The organism is Pseudomonas sp. Q2-TVG4-2, assembly GCF_013620795.1.
Taxonomy (GTDB): Bacteria; Pseudomonadota; Gammaproteobacteria; order Pseudomonadales; family Pseudomonadaceae; genus Stutzerimonas.
Genome location: NZ_LGLW01000001.1, coordinates 873662 through 887352, shown reverse-complemented (window position 1 = coordinate 887352; position 13691 = coordinate 873662). Strand labels below are relative to the sequence as shown.

The following is a 13691-nucleotide window of genomic DNA, read 5'->3' as shown; positions in this document are numbered from 1 at the left end:
TCGGCGTCGCCTGATAGTTTGTTGGTCAACAAACGAGCGAAGCGCTGTGCGGCTATCACCGTTTAGAAACTTGCAGACAACTCGGTCCGAGATCCCCTTCAGGAGGCCGAGCGTAGGCGGTGCGTAGGGGCGCGCGAGGCATGGATGCCGAGCGAGGAGTGATGGGACAAGGATGTCCCTTCGCGACGACCCCCGGAGCAGCGCCAGAGAATGGGAATTTTGTGAAGCAAACCGGGGACGCCTAGTCCGGATGTTGGGGTGGCCTTCTTTTTGGTTACTTTTTCTTGGCCATTCAAGAAAAAGTGACGCGCCGTGCAAGGCGCAACCTGTGGGTTGGGCTGAGGAAAGCGCGGCGCCATATAAAAATGTACGTGCCGCCAGCACCATTTCGCGGGCAAGCTCGCTCCTACGAAAAGCGGCGTTGCGGCGCGGCGTAGTCATCAGTACAACCACGCCTTCAGCGCTTGCAGATTCCTCACCTGAATCTGCTGCGCCGCCGCATTGGCCTGCACGGTGTTCGGATCGATCTGATAGCGCTGCAGCACGTACTGCACCAGCGCTCCACGGGTCGCGATGCGCAGCGCACCATCATCCATTCCGTAGTCGATCTCGATGATGGCTTTCTGCTCCGGCGTCAGGCGCGTGTCGGGCTCGATGATTACCGCGACCGGTGTGTTCCAGGCTTCGTCGGTGTCCTGCGTGTTGACGCTCTCGTCCATCAGGTCCGGCTCACCGCGGAAACGGCTGAGGACGAAGTCACGGTAGCCGCGGTTCTTCTCGCAGTAGGCACGTACATGCCAGCGGGTGCCGGTGAATACCAGCGTATGCGGCGCCATCACGCGGATCTCCACCTCGGGATGGGCGAGGGAGACGTACTCGGTTTCCAGCCGCAGCCCCTCGCGACAGGCGCGCAGGATCGGCCGCAGCACTTCCGGGCGGATGCTGCGGTCGGGCATGTGCAGTACTTCGGTGTGCGCATAGGCCAACGCCAAACCTTCGATATGCGGAGCGCGATCGCGGTTCTGGTCGAGCAGGTGCAGGTAGGCGCTGGCGCTGCCATCAATGAACAGTGGTTCGAACTGTTTGCTCGGCTTGTAGCCTTTCAGATGACGGTCATATGTAAGGTTATTCGGCGCATGCTCGTTGAGATAGGTATTGATGTCCTTCGAGGCTTGCTGCCGGCTGATGCCGAAGCTCTGCATCAGGTGGCCCGTGGTCAGGCGGCCTTCCCACCAGGCCACCGTTTCGATCAGGCGGTAACGCAGCGCCAGATCCCAGCGGATCTGACTGATCGATTGCTTCCTTTTCATATTCGCCTCATCTGCCGGAAAACTTTACATGCGACTATCAGGTGGCTCGACGTGTCGCGCGAAGCTACATATATTCGGTACGTACTTCAAGCGAGCCGAGCGAGGATGACAACATGATGAGCCTGTTACTGAATGCGCTGCTTTTCTCTGCAACTGCTTTTGCCGGCATGGGCGTTCTGGCCTGGTTGGCCTACGGGCGAAGCGAGGGGAAGTGAGGCTGGACGGGCTTACCGTTACAGTTTTTTGTCGATAGGCGGTCATCCGATGAGTGGCTTGGAATCTCCAGGCTTATTGCTGGGTCTTTGTTCCAGACTTAGCGCTCGAGGCACTCATGAAAACCCTGTCCCGTCACCTTGCCGATAATTTCCCGGCTGATTACAAAACCTGCGTAGAGCCGCAGGACGACGGATACCTGGTCGTTCGTGTCGGCTATCCGATCAACGGCACCGAGGCCATTCGCATGGTGTCCGGCCGCCAGGTGCAGAATGGCCTGTTAGTGGAAACGATGCTCGAAGACATGCGCAAAGAGCTGGCGCGCACGCAATAACCTCCCGAGCCTTCCGCTTTCTTGACCTGACTATTGCGTCCTGCGCTTGTGCATCGGCAAGTAGATGCTTGCGCGTAATCCGCCCAACGCACTTTGTTCCAGTGTCAGCCGACCGCTCCAGGCGGCCAGAATATCCCGCACGATGCCAAGCCCCAAGCCGTGCCCTTCGGCACGCTCGTCGAGGCGTATGCCGCGCTCCAGAACCGCGTCGCGACGTTCGGTCGGGATGCCCGGTCCGTCATCTTCTACCCGTATGAGATAGCCGTCCGGCGACTGCGTGATGGTCAGCAGCACTTCAGACCGGGCGAACTTGCAGGCGTTATCCAGCAGATTGCCGAGCAGCTCGAGCATGTCTTCACGGTCCCAGGACAGGCGACAACCTTCATGCGCTTGCCAATGCAGATGAAGGTCGCGGCGGTGGATCATGTTCAGGGTTTCGAATAGCGGGGCGAGCTCCTCGGCGCAGTCGAAATAGGCACCCGGCAATACGTCGCCAGCCAGGCGGGCGCGTCCCAGTTCGCGGGAGACGCGCTGCTGGATCTGCTCCAGCTGTTCACGAAGATTCGCTTGCAGTTGCGGATGAGCAGCCAGCTCTTCGTGGCGAACAAGGCTGGCGAGCACCGCCAGTGGCGTTTTCAGCGCATGACCCAGATTGCCCAGGGCGTGCCGCGAGCGCTTGAGCGTGTCGTCGGTATGCGCCAGCAAGTGGTTGATTTGTTCTACCAATGGTTGCAGTTCGACCGGCGCCTGGATGTCCAGTTGCTGGCGCTGGCCCTGCTGCAACTGGGCGATCTGCTGGCGGGCGCGCTCCAGCGGGCGCATGGCGAGCTTGACCGCATAGCGTTGCAACAGCAGAAACACCAGCAGTGCCAGACCAACCAGCGCCAGGCCGCCGAGGCGAACCTGAGCGAAGCTTTTGAGGATCGGCGTGTAATCGCGCGCCACGTTGATGACGATGGCCTGGCCGTCGCGGCGATATTCGGCGCGATAGCTCAGCAGCCGCTGATCCTGCGGGCCGTCCAGCAGCTCATCGGCCAGCCCATTGTCGGTAGGCCAAGCCGGTTCGGCATCCCATAGCGAGCGCGACCGCCAGCTCTGCGTCGGCAGGTCGATACGGAAATAGTGGCCGGCAAACGGCCGCTGGTACCGAGGGTTAAGCCGACTCGAGTCTAGCTTGAAGCCGTCCGAGCCCTGCACCACGGCGATCAGCAACCCCTCGGTTTCCTCCCGCAGGTCGATGGCCAGGTTGCGCCGCAGGCCGGCTTCGAACAGCCACAGGCTGGTCTGCACCAATAGCAGGCCGACCAGCAGCAGGCCTGCAATCAGCCCGAGGCTGAGGCTGCGCTGAATGGATTTCAAGAGGCGCCGCCGAAGCGGTAGCCCTGACCGCGCCGCGTTTCGATCAGCTCGCGACCGAGCTTGCCGCGCAGGCGGTTGACGTGGACTTCAATGACATTGGAATCGCGCTCGGTTTCGCCGTCATAAAGATGTTCGGCCAGCTGAGTCTTCGACAATAGCTGGCCGGGATGCAGCATGAAGTAGCGCAGCAGGCGAAATTCTCCGGCGGTCAGCTCGATATCCTGACCATCCTTGCGGCAGCTCTGGCGTGCCTCGTCCAGCGCCAGGCCGGCGGCGTGCAGGAGCGGCTGGTTGGCCATGCCATGGGCACGGCGGAGCAGTGCCTGGATGCGCAGCAGCAGTTCTTCAGGGTGGAAGGGTTTGGTCAGATAATCGTCGGCACCGGCTTTCAGTCCGTCGATGCGCTCGGCCCAGGAATCGCGGGCGGTAAGGATCAGCACCGGCGTCGCCAGGCCGCGCGCGCGCCAATCGCGCAGCACCTCCAGCCCCGGCTTGCCGGGCAAGCCGAGGTCGAGAATGATCAGGTCGTAGGGCTCGCTGGTGCCCTGGTAGTCGGCGTCGCGGCCATCGGCCAGCCAATCAGTGGCGTAGCCCTGGTGCGCCAGACCGGCCAGCAATTCGTCGGCCAGCGGTACGCTATCTTCGACCAGTAGCAGGCGCATCAGTCCACCTCGTCCTTGAGCAGCGCGCCATCTTGCGCGTCCAGTTCCAGCTCGCGGGCGACGCCGTCGGCGGTCAGCAATTCGATTTCGTAGACGTAGAGGCCATCCTCCTCTTCCAATTCGGCTTCCAACAGCCGGGCACCGGGATAACGCACCATGGCGTGCTGCAAAACCTTTTCCAATGGCAGGATCAACCCATCGCGACGCAGCCGCAGGGCTTCATCCTGATCCAGGTCACGGCTCGCCACCGGGGTGGCGGCGAGCAGCAGAACGAGCGGAATGGTGAGAAGGGTGGCGGGTCGCATTAATCGTCCTGATGGTCCTTGAGCACTTCGCCGGTTTTGGCATCGAGCTCAATGTCCCATTGCACACCTTTGTCGTCGCGCAATTCAACCTGATAGATGTGACGGCCGTACTCCTCCTCCAGCTCGGTTTCTTCGACAGTGGCGCCAGGGTGTTTGGCTATTGCCGCTTCGTTGAGCTTCTCGAAGGATTGGATGGTGCCGGCGTCGCGCAGTTTGAGTGCTTCGTCCGGGCCGAGATCGCGGGCCATCGCCAGGTTCGTGCCCAGGGCGAGGGCGGCAGCGGTGATAAGCGTCGTCAGGTTCTTCATGGTTTCGTTTCCTGTGTGGGTTTCGACGGTTCACAGGTTACGAGCTGTGGCTTACACGAAGCTGAACGAGACTGTGTCGTTCAACCGCGCCCAGGGGCAGCAATAGCAGCAGCTGCATTGTCCAATGCAGCGTACGTCCACCTGTTCCGGGAGGCCTGCCATGAAACCACTCCATTGCGTCACGCTATCAAGCCTGCTGCTGCTCGCTCCGACCGTGCTGGCACAGGATCTGCTCAAGCCGACGGCTCCGGCGGGGTCGCCGGATGTCGACGCCGGGCCCGCCACCGAAATGGTGTCCGAGCCGGTCATGCGCGCCAGCGGCACCATCGAGGCCCTGGATCGCGAACGAGGCGTTGTAACCATCGCTCACGGACCCGTACCCGCGTTGAAATGGCCGGCATCGACCATGGAGTTCCAGGCCCGGCGCGAACAGCTCGAGGGCCTGGCGGTGGGTGATGAGGTCCGGATCGGCTTTCAGAGCGAAGGCGACGAAGCGGCCCTCGTCTCCATTGAAAAGCGCTGAAACAGACCGCCGGCCCCATTCCAGACGTATCGGTGAACCCCGGCCGGCCGTCGGGCTCGCATTTACAAGAGCACATCGCAGCTCATCCCGATCATGAAACAAAGGATCTCGCCATGAACCAGAAACACCTGACCGCCGCCCTTGCCATCGCCGTTTTCGGAATAGCCAGCGGAGTCGCGCTGGCGGACAAGCCGGGTGCCGACTGGATCACCCTGGAGCAGGCGGTGGAAAAGGCCAAGTCCGCTGGCTTTACCACGCTCCACTCCATCGACGCTGAGGGCGATTCCTGGGAAGGCGAGGGGATGAAGGCCGATGGCAAGGTCTGGGACTTCAAGCTGGACGGCAAAACCGGCGAAGTGACCCACGAGGAACAGGACTGATCGCAGCGGTCCGCTACAGTTCCCCCCGGCGCGCCAGTTCACGGATGCGGTCGCCGGTGCGGCAGGCGATCGCCTGGATGGTCAGGGACGGATTGGCGCCGCCAATGGTGGGCATCACCGACCCGTCGCAGATCCACAGATTACGGATATCCCAGCTGCGGCAGTCACCATCGACCACGCTGCTGGCCGGATCGCTGCCCATCCGCGCGGTTCCGGCAAGATGGGCAGTACCCTCGGCTTCGGCCCAGATGTTTTTCGCATCGATTCCCTCGAGACCGCGGCGCGTGAAGTCCAGCGCATGCTCGATCAACCGCCAATCATTGTCGCTATAGCTCCAGCTGACGCGCGCGATCGGCAGGCCGTACTGATCGGTTTCATCGGCCAACGTGACCCGGTTGTGTGCTTGCGGCAGGGTTTCGCCAACGATCTTCAGGCCCACCTGATGGTTGTAGTGCTGCATTTCGTCCACCAGCGCCTGCCCCCAGAGACCGTGGTTGCCGGTCTGGGTCGCGGCCCAGGCGCCCGGTAGCGGACCTTGGCTCATGAATGCATAACCACCGAAGAAGTCCTTGCCGCGGTCTTCGTAATTCCAGTGCTCGCACACCGCCAGCGACGGCGGGCCCTTGTACCAGCGAATCTCGTCTTCCAGCGTGCCCCATACCGCTTGATTGCTATGCACCATGAGGTTCTTGCCGACCAGCCCGGAACTGTTGGCGAGCCCGTCCGGGTATCGATCATTGGCTGAATTGAGCAGCAGTCTGGGGGTTTCGATGGCATAGCCAGCGATGACCACATGCTTGGCGCGCTGGAACTGCCACCGGCCTTCCCGATGAAAGTGCAGTCCGGTAGCCAAGCCGTCCGGGCCCGTCTCGACGCGACCGACCATCGCCAGATCTCTTATTTCCGCGCCAGCCTTCACCGCGCGGGGTATCCAGGTGTTCAGTACGCTCTGCTTGGCGTTGGTGGAGCACCCTGTGACGCAGAAACCCCGGTAAACGCAGGGCGGTGCGTCGCCGCGCGGTGCAGAGAGTGTCGCCAAGGGGGTAGGCGACCAATCCACGCCGAGCGATTCGCAGGCCTGGGCCAGCGCCAGCCCGGAAGCGTTCACCTCATGCTGGCGATAGGGATAGCGGGGACGCTTCGGGCCCCAGGGGTAGCGAACCGGTCCGGCGATTTTCAGCGTCTGTTCGACCTCGGTGTAATAACGCCACATTTCCTGCCAGTCGATCGGCCAGTCGCAGCCATAGCCAAGCAGGCTACGCGCCTTGAACCATTCCGGGCGAAACCGCAACGAGACCATGGCGAAGTGCACCGTGCTGCCGCCCACCGCCATGCCGCTATTGTTGCTCCCGAGCTTGAGCGGGTTCGCCCCGTCGCACAGGCGTTCGTCCGTCCAGAAGAGTTTCTGCTGGTGTCCTTCATCCGAGGCAAATTCCTCAAGCGGTCTCCACCAGGCGCCTGCATCGAAGGCCACCACCGAAAATCCGGCTTCGGCGAGCTTGCAGGCAAGGGTGCCGCCACCCGCCCCGGTACCGACAATGGCGAAGTCCACGGGCTCGTTCTGTGGGTACTCGCGCATGGGTATCCAACGGCCGACCTTGAATACATCGGGGGCGCGCCCGTCGCGACCGCGGGTGGTTTGCAGTGCTCGCAAAAACAACTCATCTGACACGGTGATTGAGCTCCCTGGCTTTGCCTTCGTCGTCGGGTTTGGCCTCGGCCGGTTCCCAGGCATCACGGGCGTTGGCCTCCAGCCGCACATAGCCGCGCGGACTGGCGGGCCCGCCGAAGCCGATTTCGTTCCAGGCTGTCGGATGGCTGTAATACGCGGCGGTGATGTCATGCACCACCCGCTCGCTGAAGAACACCTTGGGCGGCATCGTGCCCCACGCCGGATGGTGCAGCTGGCCCTTCTGCATGGCTGCCAATAGCGCATCCTGCTCGTGGTCGCTGAGCTGCGCGAAAGCTTTGCTGTGTAGCGTTTGCGCCTCGGCGTTCAGCGCGGCTAACCCGCTGCGCCAGGCTTGCGGCAACGGTGGCAGGCGCGCATCCCGATAGCCCTCGCCGTGCCGCTGGAAGGCCTTCGAATCGACCAGCGCCGCTAATGGCACCGGCGGTCTATTGCTCGGCTGCGGCACGATTCGCGCGCAAACCGCCCTGAGCACAAGCCATTGCGTGGAGTCAAAAAAGCGCGGCTGATCGGGTACCGAAACCCGGGTATCGATCGCCCGGCGAGTCGGCTCGTTCCAGGAGGGACCCTGGCGTTTGCTCTGTACGTCATAGCCGGGATAGCGCTGATTCATTTGTCCCACCATCGGTATTCCGACAGGTCGCGCTCTTCATCGAGCAAGGTGTGTGCGGCGAGGCCCGCCAGCGCCAGGCCGGTGAAACTCGGCGGAGCGGGGAGCGGCGGGCCGGCCTGCAGATTCTGCCGCCAGTTGCGCCAGCCGCCGAAGTTGCGGGCGATGCCCAGGGTATGGAAGCCCGCTCCGGCGAGGCCCATGAACGTGGTGAAACGCAGGGTCAAACGCGACCACCAGCGCAGACGCGGATGTTGTGGCCCGGCAAGCGCCGTGGCGACCAGCAGCCCTGCGGCGATCGGAGGCGCAGTGACAGGCAAGTACATGGCGGGGTTCTGGAACGAGCCGCGAAAATGCAGCAGCCCGGCCTCGGTCGTGGTGCCGAGCAACCCGGCGGCCGCCATCAGCGCGACCGCCTTGCCTGCCGGTAGGCCGAACACTTGCGGTATCGCGTCATCCGTTTCGGCGCGCAACCGTTCGGCGTAATAACCAAGTACGCCGGAAAGCACCAGCGCCGACGGCGCGCCAAGGGGGGCAGCATAGAACAGGTTGCTCCAGCAGAAGCCGCCGGGCCGCTTGGTGACGTTGTAGAGATGGAAGCCCGTCCCGGCCAGACCGGTTAACACCGTGCCCAGGTAGATCCCGTTGCGCAGTCGGCTGGAGGCTGGGTCCGGGTCCTGCTGCCCCTGACTGCTTGCGAGCAATGACAGCGCCGATACCGCCAGTGGCGTGTACATGGCCCGGTTCTGAAAGTCGCCGCGGTAATGCTCAGCGGCGCTGTCCATACCGACTGCAAGGGCCAGCAACCCGGCGCCACGATTGAGCGTGCGTGCCGCCGCGACGAGGCTGTCGTCCGCGGGGCGGAAGAGCAGCCCGCGACCGCGTCGTTCATGCTTTTGCCAGACCAGTGAGGCCGCAGCCAACGCCGTGGTTGCGCCAGCGGCGATCAGCTTGAGTTGAGTGCCTGAAACCATGAAGCCTCTCTTGCGCAGGTTGGGCGAGCGTCATATCTGGTACTGCCGCGCATCGGCATGCTTGAACTGCAAGCCATGACCAGGCCGACTCCAGTCTGGGGTGATCACGCCCCGATCGATTTCAGGAGCCCCGTCGAACAACCGTGACTCCAGGCGCACGTGGTCGTGAAACCATTCGATATGTCGAAGTCGCGGCACCGCGCAAGCCACGTGTCGATGCAAGGCAGGGGCGCAATGCGCAGAAACATCGATATGAAAGGCATCGCTCAAGGCTGCTGCCTGCAGAAAACCGCTGATGCCGCCGCACCGAGTCGCGTCAGCCTGCAACACATCGACGGCGCCACACTGGAGCAGCCGGCGGAAATCGTCCGGCGTATATGCGTATTCCCCAGCGGCGATATCCACCGCCAGTCCCTGTGCGCCGACAGCCTCACGCACCGCGCTCAGCCCGTTCAAATCATCCGAACTGACCGGCTCCTCAAACCAGCCGACACGGTACTCGGCGATGCGCGCGGCGAAAGCGATGGCGCTGCGGCTGCTATGCGCACCGTTGGCGTCGATGAACAGCCCGGCGTCACCGACCGCATCCCGAGCCGCGGCCACGCGCTGGCCGTCATGATCGGCATCGGCGCCGATTTTCATCTTCACCCAGCGGCAGCCGTCCTCTTCTACCCAGCGCCCAAGCTGGTCGCGCAACCTGTCGTCGGCATAACTCGTGAACCCGCCGCTGCCGTACACCGGTACTGCAGTCCGCCGCGTGCCCAGCAGCTGCGCCAGCGGCACGCCAAGGCACTTCGCCTTGAGATCCCACAGCGCACCGTCGACTGCCGAAATTGCACAGGCGGCCAGGCCTGAACGCCCCAGATTGCGCACGCTGGCCCAGAGCTGCTCGGCGATGCCGGCTATGGCCATCGGGTCGGCACCTACAACCAATGGGCGCAGATGGTCGTCGATTAGCCGCACCAACGAGGCGTCGGCATAGGTATATCCCATGCCGGTCTCGCCGGCCGCATCCAGCTCAACCAGCACCAGCGTGGTCGCGTCCCACCGAAAGGTACCGTCGGCCTCGGGCGCGTCGGTCGGAACGCGGTAGGCCCCGACCCGTAGCGCGCGAATGGCCGCGTCCGGCCGAGCGGTCATTCTTTATCCTTGTCATGCCCGGGCATCACCTTGCTGAGCACCTGCTTGGCCGATTGCTTGATGATCCCGCCCTGATCCGGGTCGCCATGCAGCAACACCGAGGCGTATTTCTTCGCCTGTTCCAGCGTGATGTGCGGTGGCAGCGGCGGCACGTTCGGGTCGGTCTTGAATTCGATCAACACGGGTTTGTCAGAGGCGAAGGCTTCATCCCATGCGGCAGCAACACGATCTTCCCGGTCGACATAGATGCCTTTCAGACCGATCGACTCGGCGAAGCGGTGATAGGGCACATTGGGGATGTTCTGCGACGCCTCGAACTTAGGATCGCCTTCCATTACCCGCTGCTCCCAGGTCACCTGGTTGAGGTCCTCGTTGTTGAATACGCAGCAGATCCATTGCGGGTTCTGCCACTCCTTCCAGTACTTGGCGACAGTGATCAGTTCGGCCAGGTTGTTCATCTGCATCGCGCCGTCGCCAACCATCGCAACGACCGGCCGATCAGGGTGCGAGAACTTGGCGGCGATGGCGTAGGGCACCGCTGCACCCATCGAGGCCAGCCCCCCAGACAGCGAGCACATCATGCCGCGGCGGATCTTCACGTCCCGCGCGTACCAGTTGGCGCAGGAGCCCGAGTCACTGGTGATGATCGAATAGTCGGGCAGGCGCGGCGACAGTTCGTACGCGACGCGCTGAGGGTTGACGGGGTCCGCCTGGGTCATGGCACGCTTTTCAAGGGTCTGTTCCCATTCCATCCGCCAGCCTTCGATGTCGCTGCGCCAGTTGCGTTCGGTCTTCTCGGTGAGCAGCGGCAGCAGCGCTCGGAGTGTTTCGGCGGAGTCGCCTTGCAGGCTGACTTCCATGGGGTAGCGAATGCTCAGCATGTCTGCCTTGAGGTCGATCTGTACGCCTCGCGCCTGGCCTTCTTCGGGCAGGAACTCGGAGTAGGGGAAGCCCGAACCGATCATCAGCAGAGTGTCGCATTCCGTCATCAGCTTGTAGCTCGGCTCGGTGCCGAGCAAACCAATGGAGCCGGTCACCCAGGGCAGATCGTCCGGTACCGCCGCTTTGCCCAACAGCGCCTTGGCCACCCCGGCCCCGAGTTTTTCGGCAACCGCGATGACCTCATCGGTGGCGTTCAGCGCCCCGGCACCGACCAGGATGGCGACCTTCTTGCCGGCATTGAGCACGTCTGCGGCGCGCTGCAGGTCAGCCTCGTAGGGCACCATTTTCGGCCGCGTGTAACCGATGCCTGAATGCACCGCGCCATGGGCGCGTGGTGGCTCGCTGTATTCGGCGTCCTGCAGATCACTGGGTAGAATGATGGTCGCTACCTTGCGCTCGCCCACCGCGGTACGAATGGCCCGGTCGATCAGATGCCTGACCTGGGCCGGTGCGCTGGCCTGCTCGACAAACGCGCCGGAAACATCCTTGAACAGCGAGACCAAATCGATTTCCTGCTGGTAATGACTCCCTAGTGCGGTGCGCGATTTCTGTCCGGTGATGGCTAACACCGGCATATGGTCCAGGCGCGCGTCGTACAGGCCGGTTATCAGGTGTGCCGCCCCAGGGCCAGAGGTGGCGATGCAGACGCCGAGGCCGCCGTTGAACTTGGCATCGGCAGAAGCCATGAAAGCAGCCATCTCCTCATGGCGTGCCTGGATGAAGCGAATCTTTTCATCCGAACGATTGAGGGCGCCGAACACGCCGTTGATGCCGTCGCCAGGATAGCCATAGATGCGGCGAACGCCCCATTGGTAGAGGCGTTCGATTAGGTAGTCACCCACTGTCATTGCCATGGAAACCTCGCTTGGTCTGGAGGATGAACCGTTCAGACAAAGGGAGGGCTGGTACACCGGAGGCGTTCGCACGCAACGCAACTCTCACGCGCAATGGAAGCGGCCTTCGCAGCCCCGGAATGCCTGCTGTCCTAATCTGGACCGGACAAGGCCGCGAGGGTTTCAGGGAAATTCACGGGTGTGACCAACGCGCGCTCCGGCTCAATGGCAACAGTCTGAAGCCGATTCTTGGGCAGCTGGAACGGCGCGCCCATCGGGGCCCACGCTGCCTCCGCTGCCGTAACGGTCATGATGGCGGACCCAATCGGTCAGGTTGTGCCGTTCGTTTTCGTTGCGCCCGTTGGGTGTCATATCGAGCAGCACATAGCTGCCCAGTAACTCCTCCGCGCCGCGCCCATATGCCGAGAACGTGTGAAAGATGCGCCCGTCCTCGTCGCGATAGAACACGCTGAAACCCGACAGCTCTTCACAGACGAACGGCTCCCAGGTGAAGTTGTAGAACACCTTGCCTTCGACGATATCCTCGGGATCGAACGAGACGTGGAAGTCGCGATTGAAATCACTGCCGGCAGACGACACCCAGCGAATCTGCCAGCCCATACGTCGGCGAAAGGCCTCGATCGCTTCGAAAGGGCCGCGCGACACAGCCACGACGCTGACGTCGTGGTTGGCCAGGTGCACCAGGGCGCCCTGCAGGTGGTCCATCTCGAAGGAGCAGCCGACACAGCCTTCCTGCCAGTCGGCGCCGAACATGAAATGTTTGATGATCAGCTGGCTGCGTCCATCGAACAGCTCCTCAAGGCCCACTGTCCCTTGTGCGTCCTGGAACCGGTAATCCGTTTCCACGAGCATCCAGGGCAATTCGCGACGGGCCGCGGCAAGGGCCTCGCGTTGACGGGTGACCTGCTTTTCCTTGAGCAGATGTTCGGTATGGGCGGCCAGCCACTGCTGACGGGAAACGATCGGATGGTTGTTCATCGTGACCTCCGTTGCGGAACGAGCGATGGCGCATCGATGAGTTCGATGCGCGCTCGGATGGTCGACTGGCATCGATGCAAATCGACAGGCCGTGGTGAAAATTGCCGTAATTCGAGGTGCTACTGTCGGAGCTGCCACGGCGCAGTCGGTTATCATCATCGGCCGTTTCCGCTCGCATACCTTAGTCATGTCCGCTCCTGCTCCCAATGCCCGCAGCACCCTGCATTTACCCCAAGGCGATTGGGCAACGGTGCTCGATTGCCTGTGCGCGCATTTCCCGGCGATCGACCGCGCGACCTGGACCGATCGCTTCGCCCGTGGCCGCGTCATGGGCGCGGATGGGCAGCCGTTGACCGTCGCGCATCCCTATCAGGTCGGGTTGAAGGTTCACTACTTTCGTGAAGTGCCGGACGAGAAGCCTGTTCCCTTCAAGGAACAGGTGTTGCATATCGACGAGCATCTGCTGGTGGCCGACAAACCGCACTTCCTACCGGTGATGCCGGCCGGCGAGTACGTCAATGAAACGCTATTGGCGCGGCTGAGCAAGCGTGTGGGCAATCCAGATCTGGTGCCGATCCATCGTATCGACCGGCTAACGGCTGGGCTGGTGCTGTTCTCCACCAATCGTGAAAGCCGCGGCCGTTATCAGGCACTGTTCCGCGAGCGGAAGATCGACAAGCGCTACGAGGCGATCTGCCCGGCGCTGCCCGAACTGGCGTTTCCGCGTCAGCAGCGACTGCACATGGTCGAGGGTGAGCCGTTCTTCCTGATGAAGGAAGGCGAGGGCGAGCCCAACAGCGAGACGCGTATCGAGGTGCTTGAGCATCGCGGCGAGCTTTGGCGCTACGCGCTCTATCCGGTCACTGGTCGCAAACACCAGCTGCGCCTGCAGATGGCTACGCTGGGGGCTGGCATTTGCAACGATCCTTTCTATCCGGAGCTGATCGAGCGCGCACGACGCGATCAGGATGACTACTCCAGGCCGTTGAAGCTGCTGGCGCAGGCATTGGAATTTCGCGATCCGCTGACGCGCGAGCGGCGCCGTTTCGAGAGCCGCTTGCACCTGGATTGGTAAGGTCACCGGCCATCTGCGCGGTAGATGGCCGGTC

Annotated in this window: 15 protein-coding genes; 4 read left to right on the top strand and 11 right to left on the bottom strand. The window is 62.7% G+C overall.

The genetic code is table 11. The annotated features are described in order from the left end of the window. Nucleotides 1–440: 440 nt before the first annotated feature. Nucleotides 441–1310, bottom strand: coding sequence for a WYL domain-containing protein (locus H3028_RS04335; protein ID WP_181295824.1), 870 nt, complete (start codon nt 1308–1310; stop codon nt 441–443). 331 nt (nt 1311–1641) lie between these two features. On the opposite strand from H3028_RS04335, the gene H3028_RS04330 reads away from it, so the two are divergent. Next, entirely contained in the window at nt 1642–1857 is a 216-nt protein-coding gene (locus H3028_RS04330; RefSeq protein WP_181295823.1) for a hypothetical protein, read from the top strand. Between the two features lie 30 nt (nt 1858–1887). On the opposite strand, the gene H3028_RS04325 is transcribed toward H3028_RS04330, so the two are convergent. From H3028_RS04325 to H3028_RS04310, 4 genes are read right to left on the bottom strand one after another with little or no spacing between them, the layout of a single operon-like run. After that, complete coding sequence (locus H3028_RS04325) at nt 1888–3216, bottom strand: sensor histidine kinase (protein ID WP_181295822.1); 1329 nt, start codon at nt 3214–3216, stop codon at nt 1888–1890. Further along, the gene (locus H3028_RS04320; RefSeq protein WP_181295821.1) at nt 3213–3878 is read right to left on the bottom strand and encodes a response regulator transcription factor; all 666 of its coding nucleotides are present in this window, start codon (nt 3876–3878) and stop codon (nt 3213–3215) included. Before H3028_RS04320 ends, H3028_RS04325 begins: the two co-directional genes overlap by 4 nt. Beyond that, nucleotides 3878–4183, bottom strand: a complete 306-nt coding sequence (locus H3028_RS04315; protein ID WP_181295820.1) for a PepSY domain-containing protein — start codon at nt 4181–4183, stop codon at nt 3878–3880. Before H3028_RS04315 ends, H3028_RS04320 begins: the two co-directional genes overlap by 1 nt. Then, nucleotides 4183–4491, bottom strand: a complete 309-nt coding sequence (locus H3028_RS04310) for a PepSY domain-containing protein (protein ID WP_181295819.1) — start codon at nt 4489–4491, stop codon at nt 4183–4185. The genes H3028_RS04315 and H3028_RS04310 overlap by 1 nt, the downstream gene beginning before the upstream one ends. Before the next feature lie 160 nt (nt 4492–4651). On the opposite strand from H3028_RS04310, the gene H3028_RS04305 reads away from it, so the two are divergent. After that, nucleotides 4652–5014: a copper-binding protein gene (locus H3028_RS04305; protein WP_181295818.1), complete on the top strand. Its 363-nt coding sequence runs from the start codon at nt 4652–4654 to the stop codon at nt 5012–5014. Between the two features lie 113 nt (nt 5015–5127). Further along, nucleotides 5128–5394, top strand: coding sequence for a PepSY domain-containing protein (locus H3028_RS04300; protein WP_181295817.1), 267 nt, complete (start codon nt 5128–5130; stop codon nt 5392–5394). Nucleotides 5395–5407: 13 nt separating this feature from the next. On the opposite strand, the gene H3028_RS04295 is transcribed toward H3028_RS04300, so the two are convergent. The 6 genes from H3028_RS04295 to H3028_RS04270 form a co-directional block, all read right to left on the bottom strand. Next, nucleotides 5408–7048 carry a GMC family oxidoreductase gene (locus tag H3028_RS04295; protein WP_219919817.1) on the bottom strand — a complete coding sequence of 547 codons (1641 nt, stop codon included), beginning with the start codon at nt 7046–7048 and terminating at the stop codon, nt 5408–5410. Nucleotides 7049–7055: 7 nt separating this feature from the next. Next, a complete protein-coding gene (locus H3028_RS04290; protein ID WP_181295816.1) occupies nt 7056–7697 on the bottom strand; it encodes a gluconate 2-dehydrogenase subunit 3 family protein in 642 nt (213 codons plus the stop codon). Then, nucleotides 7694–8668: a hypothetical protein gene (locus H3028_RS04285; protein ID WP_181295815.1), complete on the bottom strand. Its 975-nt coding sequence runs from the start codon at nt 8666–8668 to the stop codon at nt 7694–7696. The genes H3028_RS04290 and H3028_RS04285 overlap by 4 nt, the downstream gene beginning before the upstream one ends. 30 nt (nt 8669–8698) lie before the next feature. Beyond that, the gene (locus H3028_RS04280) at nt 8699–9808 is read right to left on the bottom strand and encodes an enolase C-terminal domain-like protein (RefSeq protein WP_181295814.1); all 1110 of its coding nucleotides are present in this window, start codon (nt 9806–9808) and stop codon (nt 8699–8701) included. Beyond that, on the bottom strand, nt 9805–11604 hold the full coding sequence (locus tag H3028_RS04275) for a thiamine pyrophosphate-requiring protein (protein ID WP_181295813.1): 1800 nt from the start codon (nt 11602–11604) through the stop codon (nt 9805–9807). The genes H3028_RS04280 and H3028_RS04275 overlap by 4 nt, the downstream gene beginning before the upstream one ends. 201 nt (nt 11605–11805) lie before the next feature. Further along, nucleotides 11806–12582 carry a thioredoxin family protein gene (locus tag H3028_RS04270; RefSeq protein ID WP_181295812.1) on the bottom strand — a complete coding sequence of 259 codons (777 nt, stop codon included), beginning with the start codon at nt 12580–12582 and terminating at the stop codon, nt 11806–11808. Nucleotides 12583–12769: 187 nt separating this feature from the next. Between H3028_RS04270 and H3028_RS04265 the strand changes: the two genes are divergently transcribed. After that, nucleotides 12770–13657: a pseudouridine synthase gene (locus tag H3028_RS04265; protein ID WP_181295811.1), complete on the top strand. Its 888-nt coding sequence runs from the start codon at nt 12770–12772 to the stop codon at nt 13655–13657. Nucleotides 13658–13691: the final 34 nt, after the last annotated feature.

Coding starts and splice junctions, on each gene's coding strand:
- H3028_RS04335 (WP_181295824.1), bottom strand. CDS start 1,310: ATGAAAAGGAAGCAATCGATCAGTCAGATCCGCTGGGATCTGGCGCTG.
- H3028_RS04330 (WP_181295823.1), top strand. CDS start 1,642: ATGAAAACCCTGTCCCGTCACCTTGCCGATAATTTCCCGGCTGATTAC.
- H3028_RS04320 (WP_181295821.1), bottom strand. CDS start 3,878: ATGCGCCTGCTACTGGTCGAAGATAGCGTACCGCTGGCCGACGAATTG.
- H3028_RS04315 (WP_181295820.1), bottom strand. CDS start 4,183: ATGCGACCCGCCACCCTTCTCACCATTCCGCTCGTTCTGCTGCTCGCC.
- H3028_RS04310 (WP_181295819.1), bottom strand. CDS start 4,491: ATGAAGAACCTGACGACGCTTATCACCGCTGCCGCCCTCGCCCTGGGC.
- H3028_RS04305 (WP_181295818.1), top strand. CDS start 4,652: ATGAAACCACTCCATTGCGTCACGCTATCAAGCCTGCTGCTGCTCGCT.
- H3028_RS04300 (WP_181295817.1), top strand. CDS start 5,128: ATGAACCAGAAACACCTGACCGCCGCCCTTGCCATCGCCGTTTTCGGA.
- H3028_RS04290 (WP_181295816.1), bottom strand. CDS start 7,697: ATGAATCAGCGCTATCCCGGCTATGACGTACAGAGCAAACGCCAGGGT.
- H3028_RS04285 (WP_181295815.1), bottom strand. CDS start 8,668: ATGGTTTCAGGCACTCAACTCAAGCTGATCGCCGCTGGCGCAACCACG.
- H3028_RS04280 (WP_181295814.1), bottom strand. CDS start 9,808: ATGACCGCTCGGCCGGACGCGGCCATTCGCGCGCTACGGGTCGGGGCC.
- H3028_RS04275 (WP_181295813.1), bottom strand. CDS start 11,604: ATGGCAATGACAGTGGGTGACTACCTAATCGAACGCCTCTACCAATGG.
- H3028_RS04270 (WP_181295812.1), bottom strand. CDS start 12,582: ATGAACAACCATCCGATCGTTTCCCGTCAGCAGTGGCTGGCCGCCCAT.
- H3028_RS04265 (WP_181295811.1), top strand. CDS start 12,770: ATGTCCGCTCCTGCTCCCAATGCCCGCAGCACCCTGCATTTACCCCAA.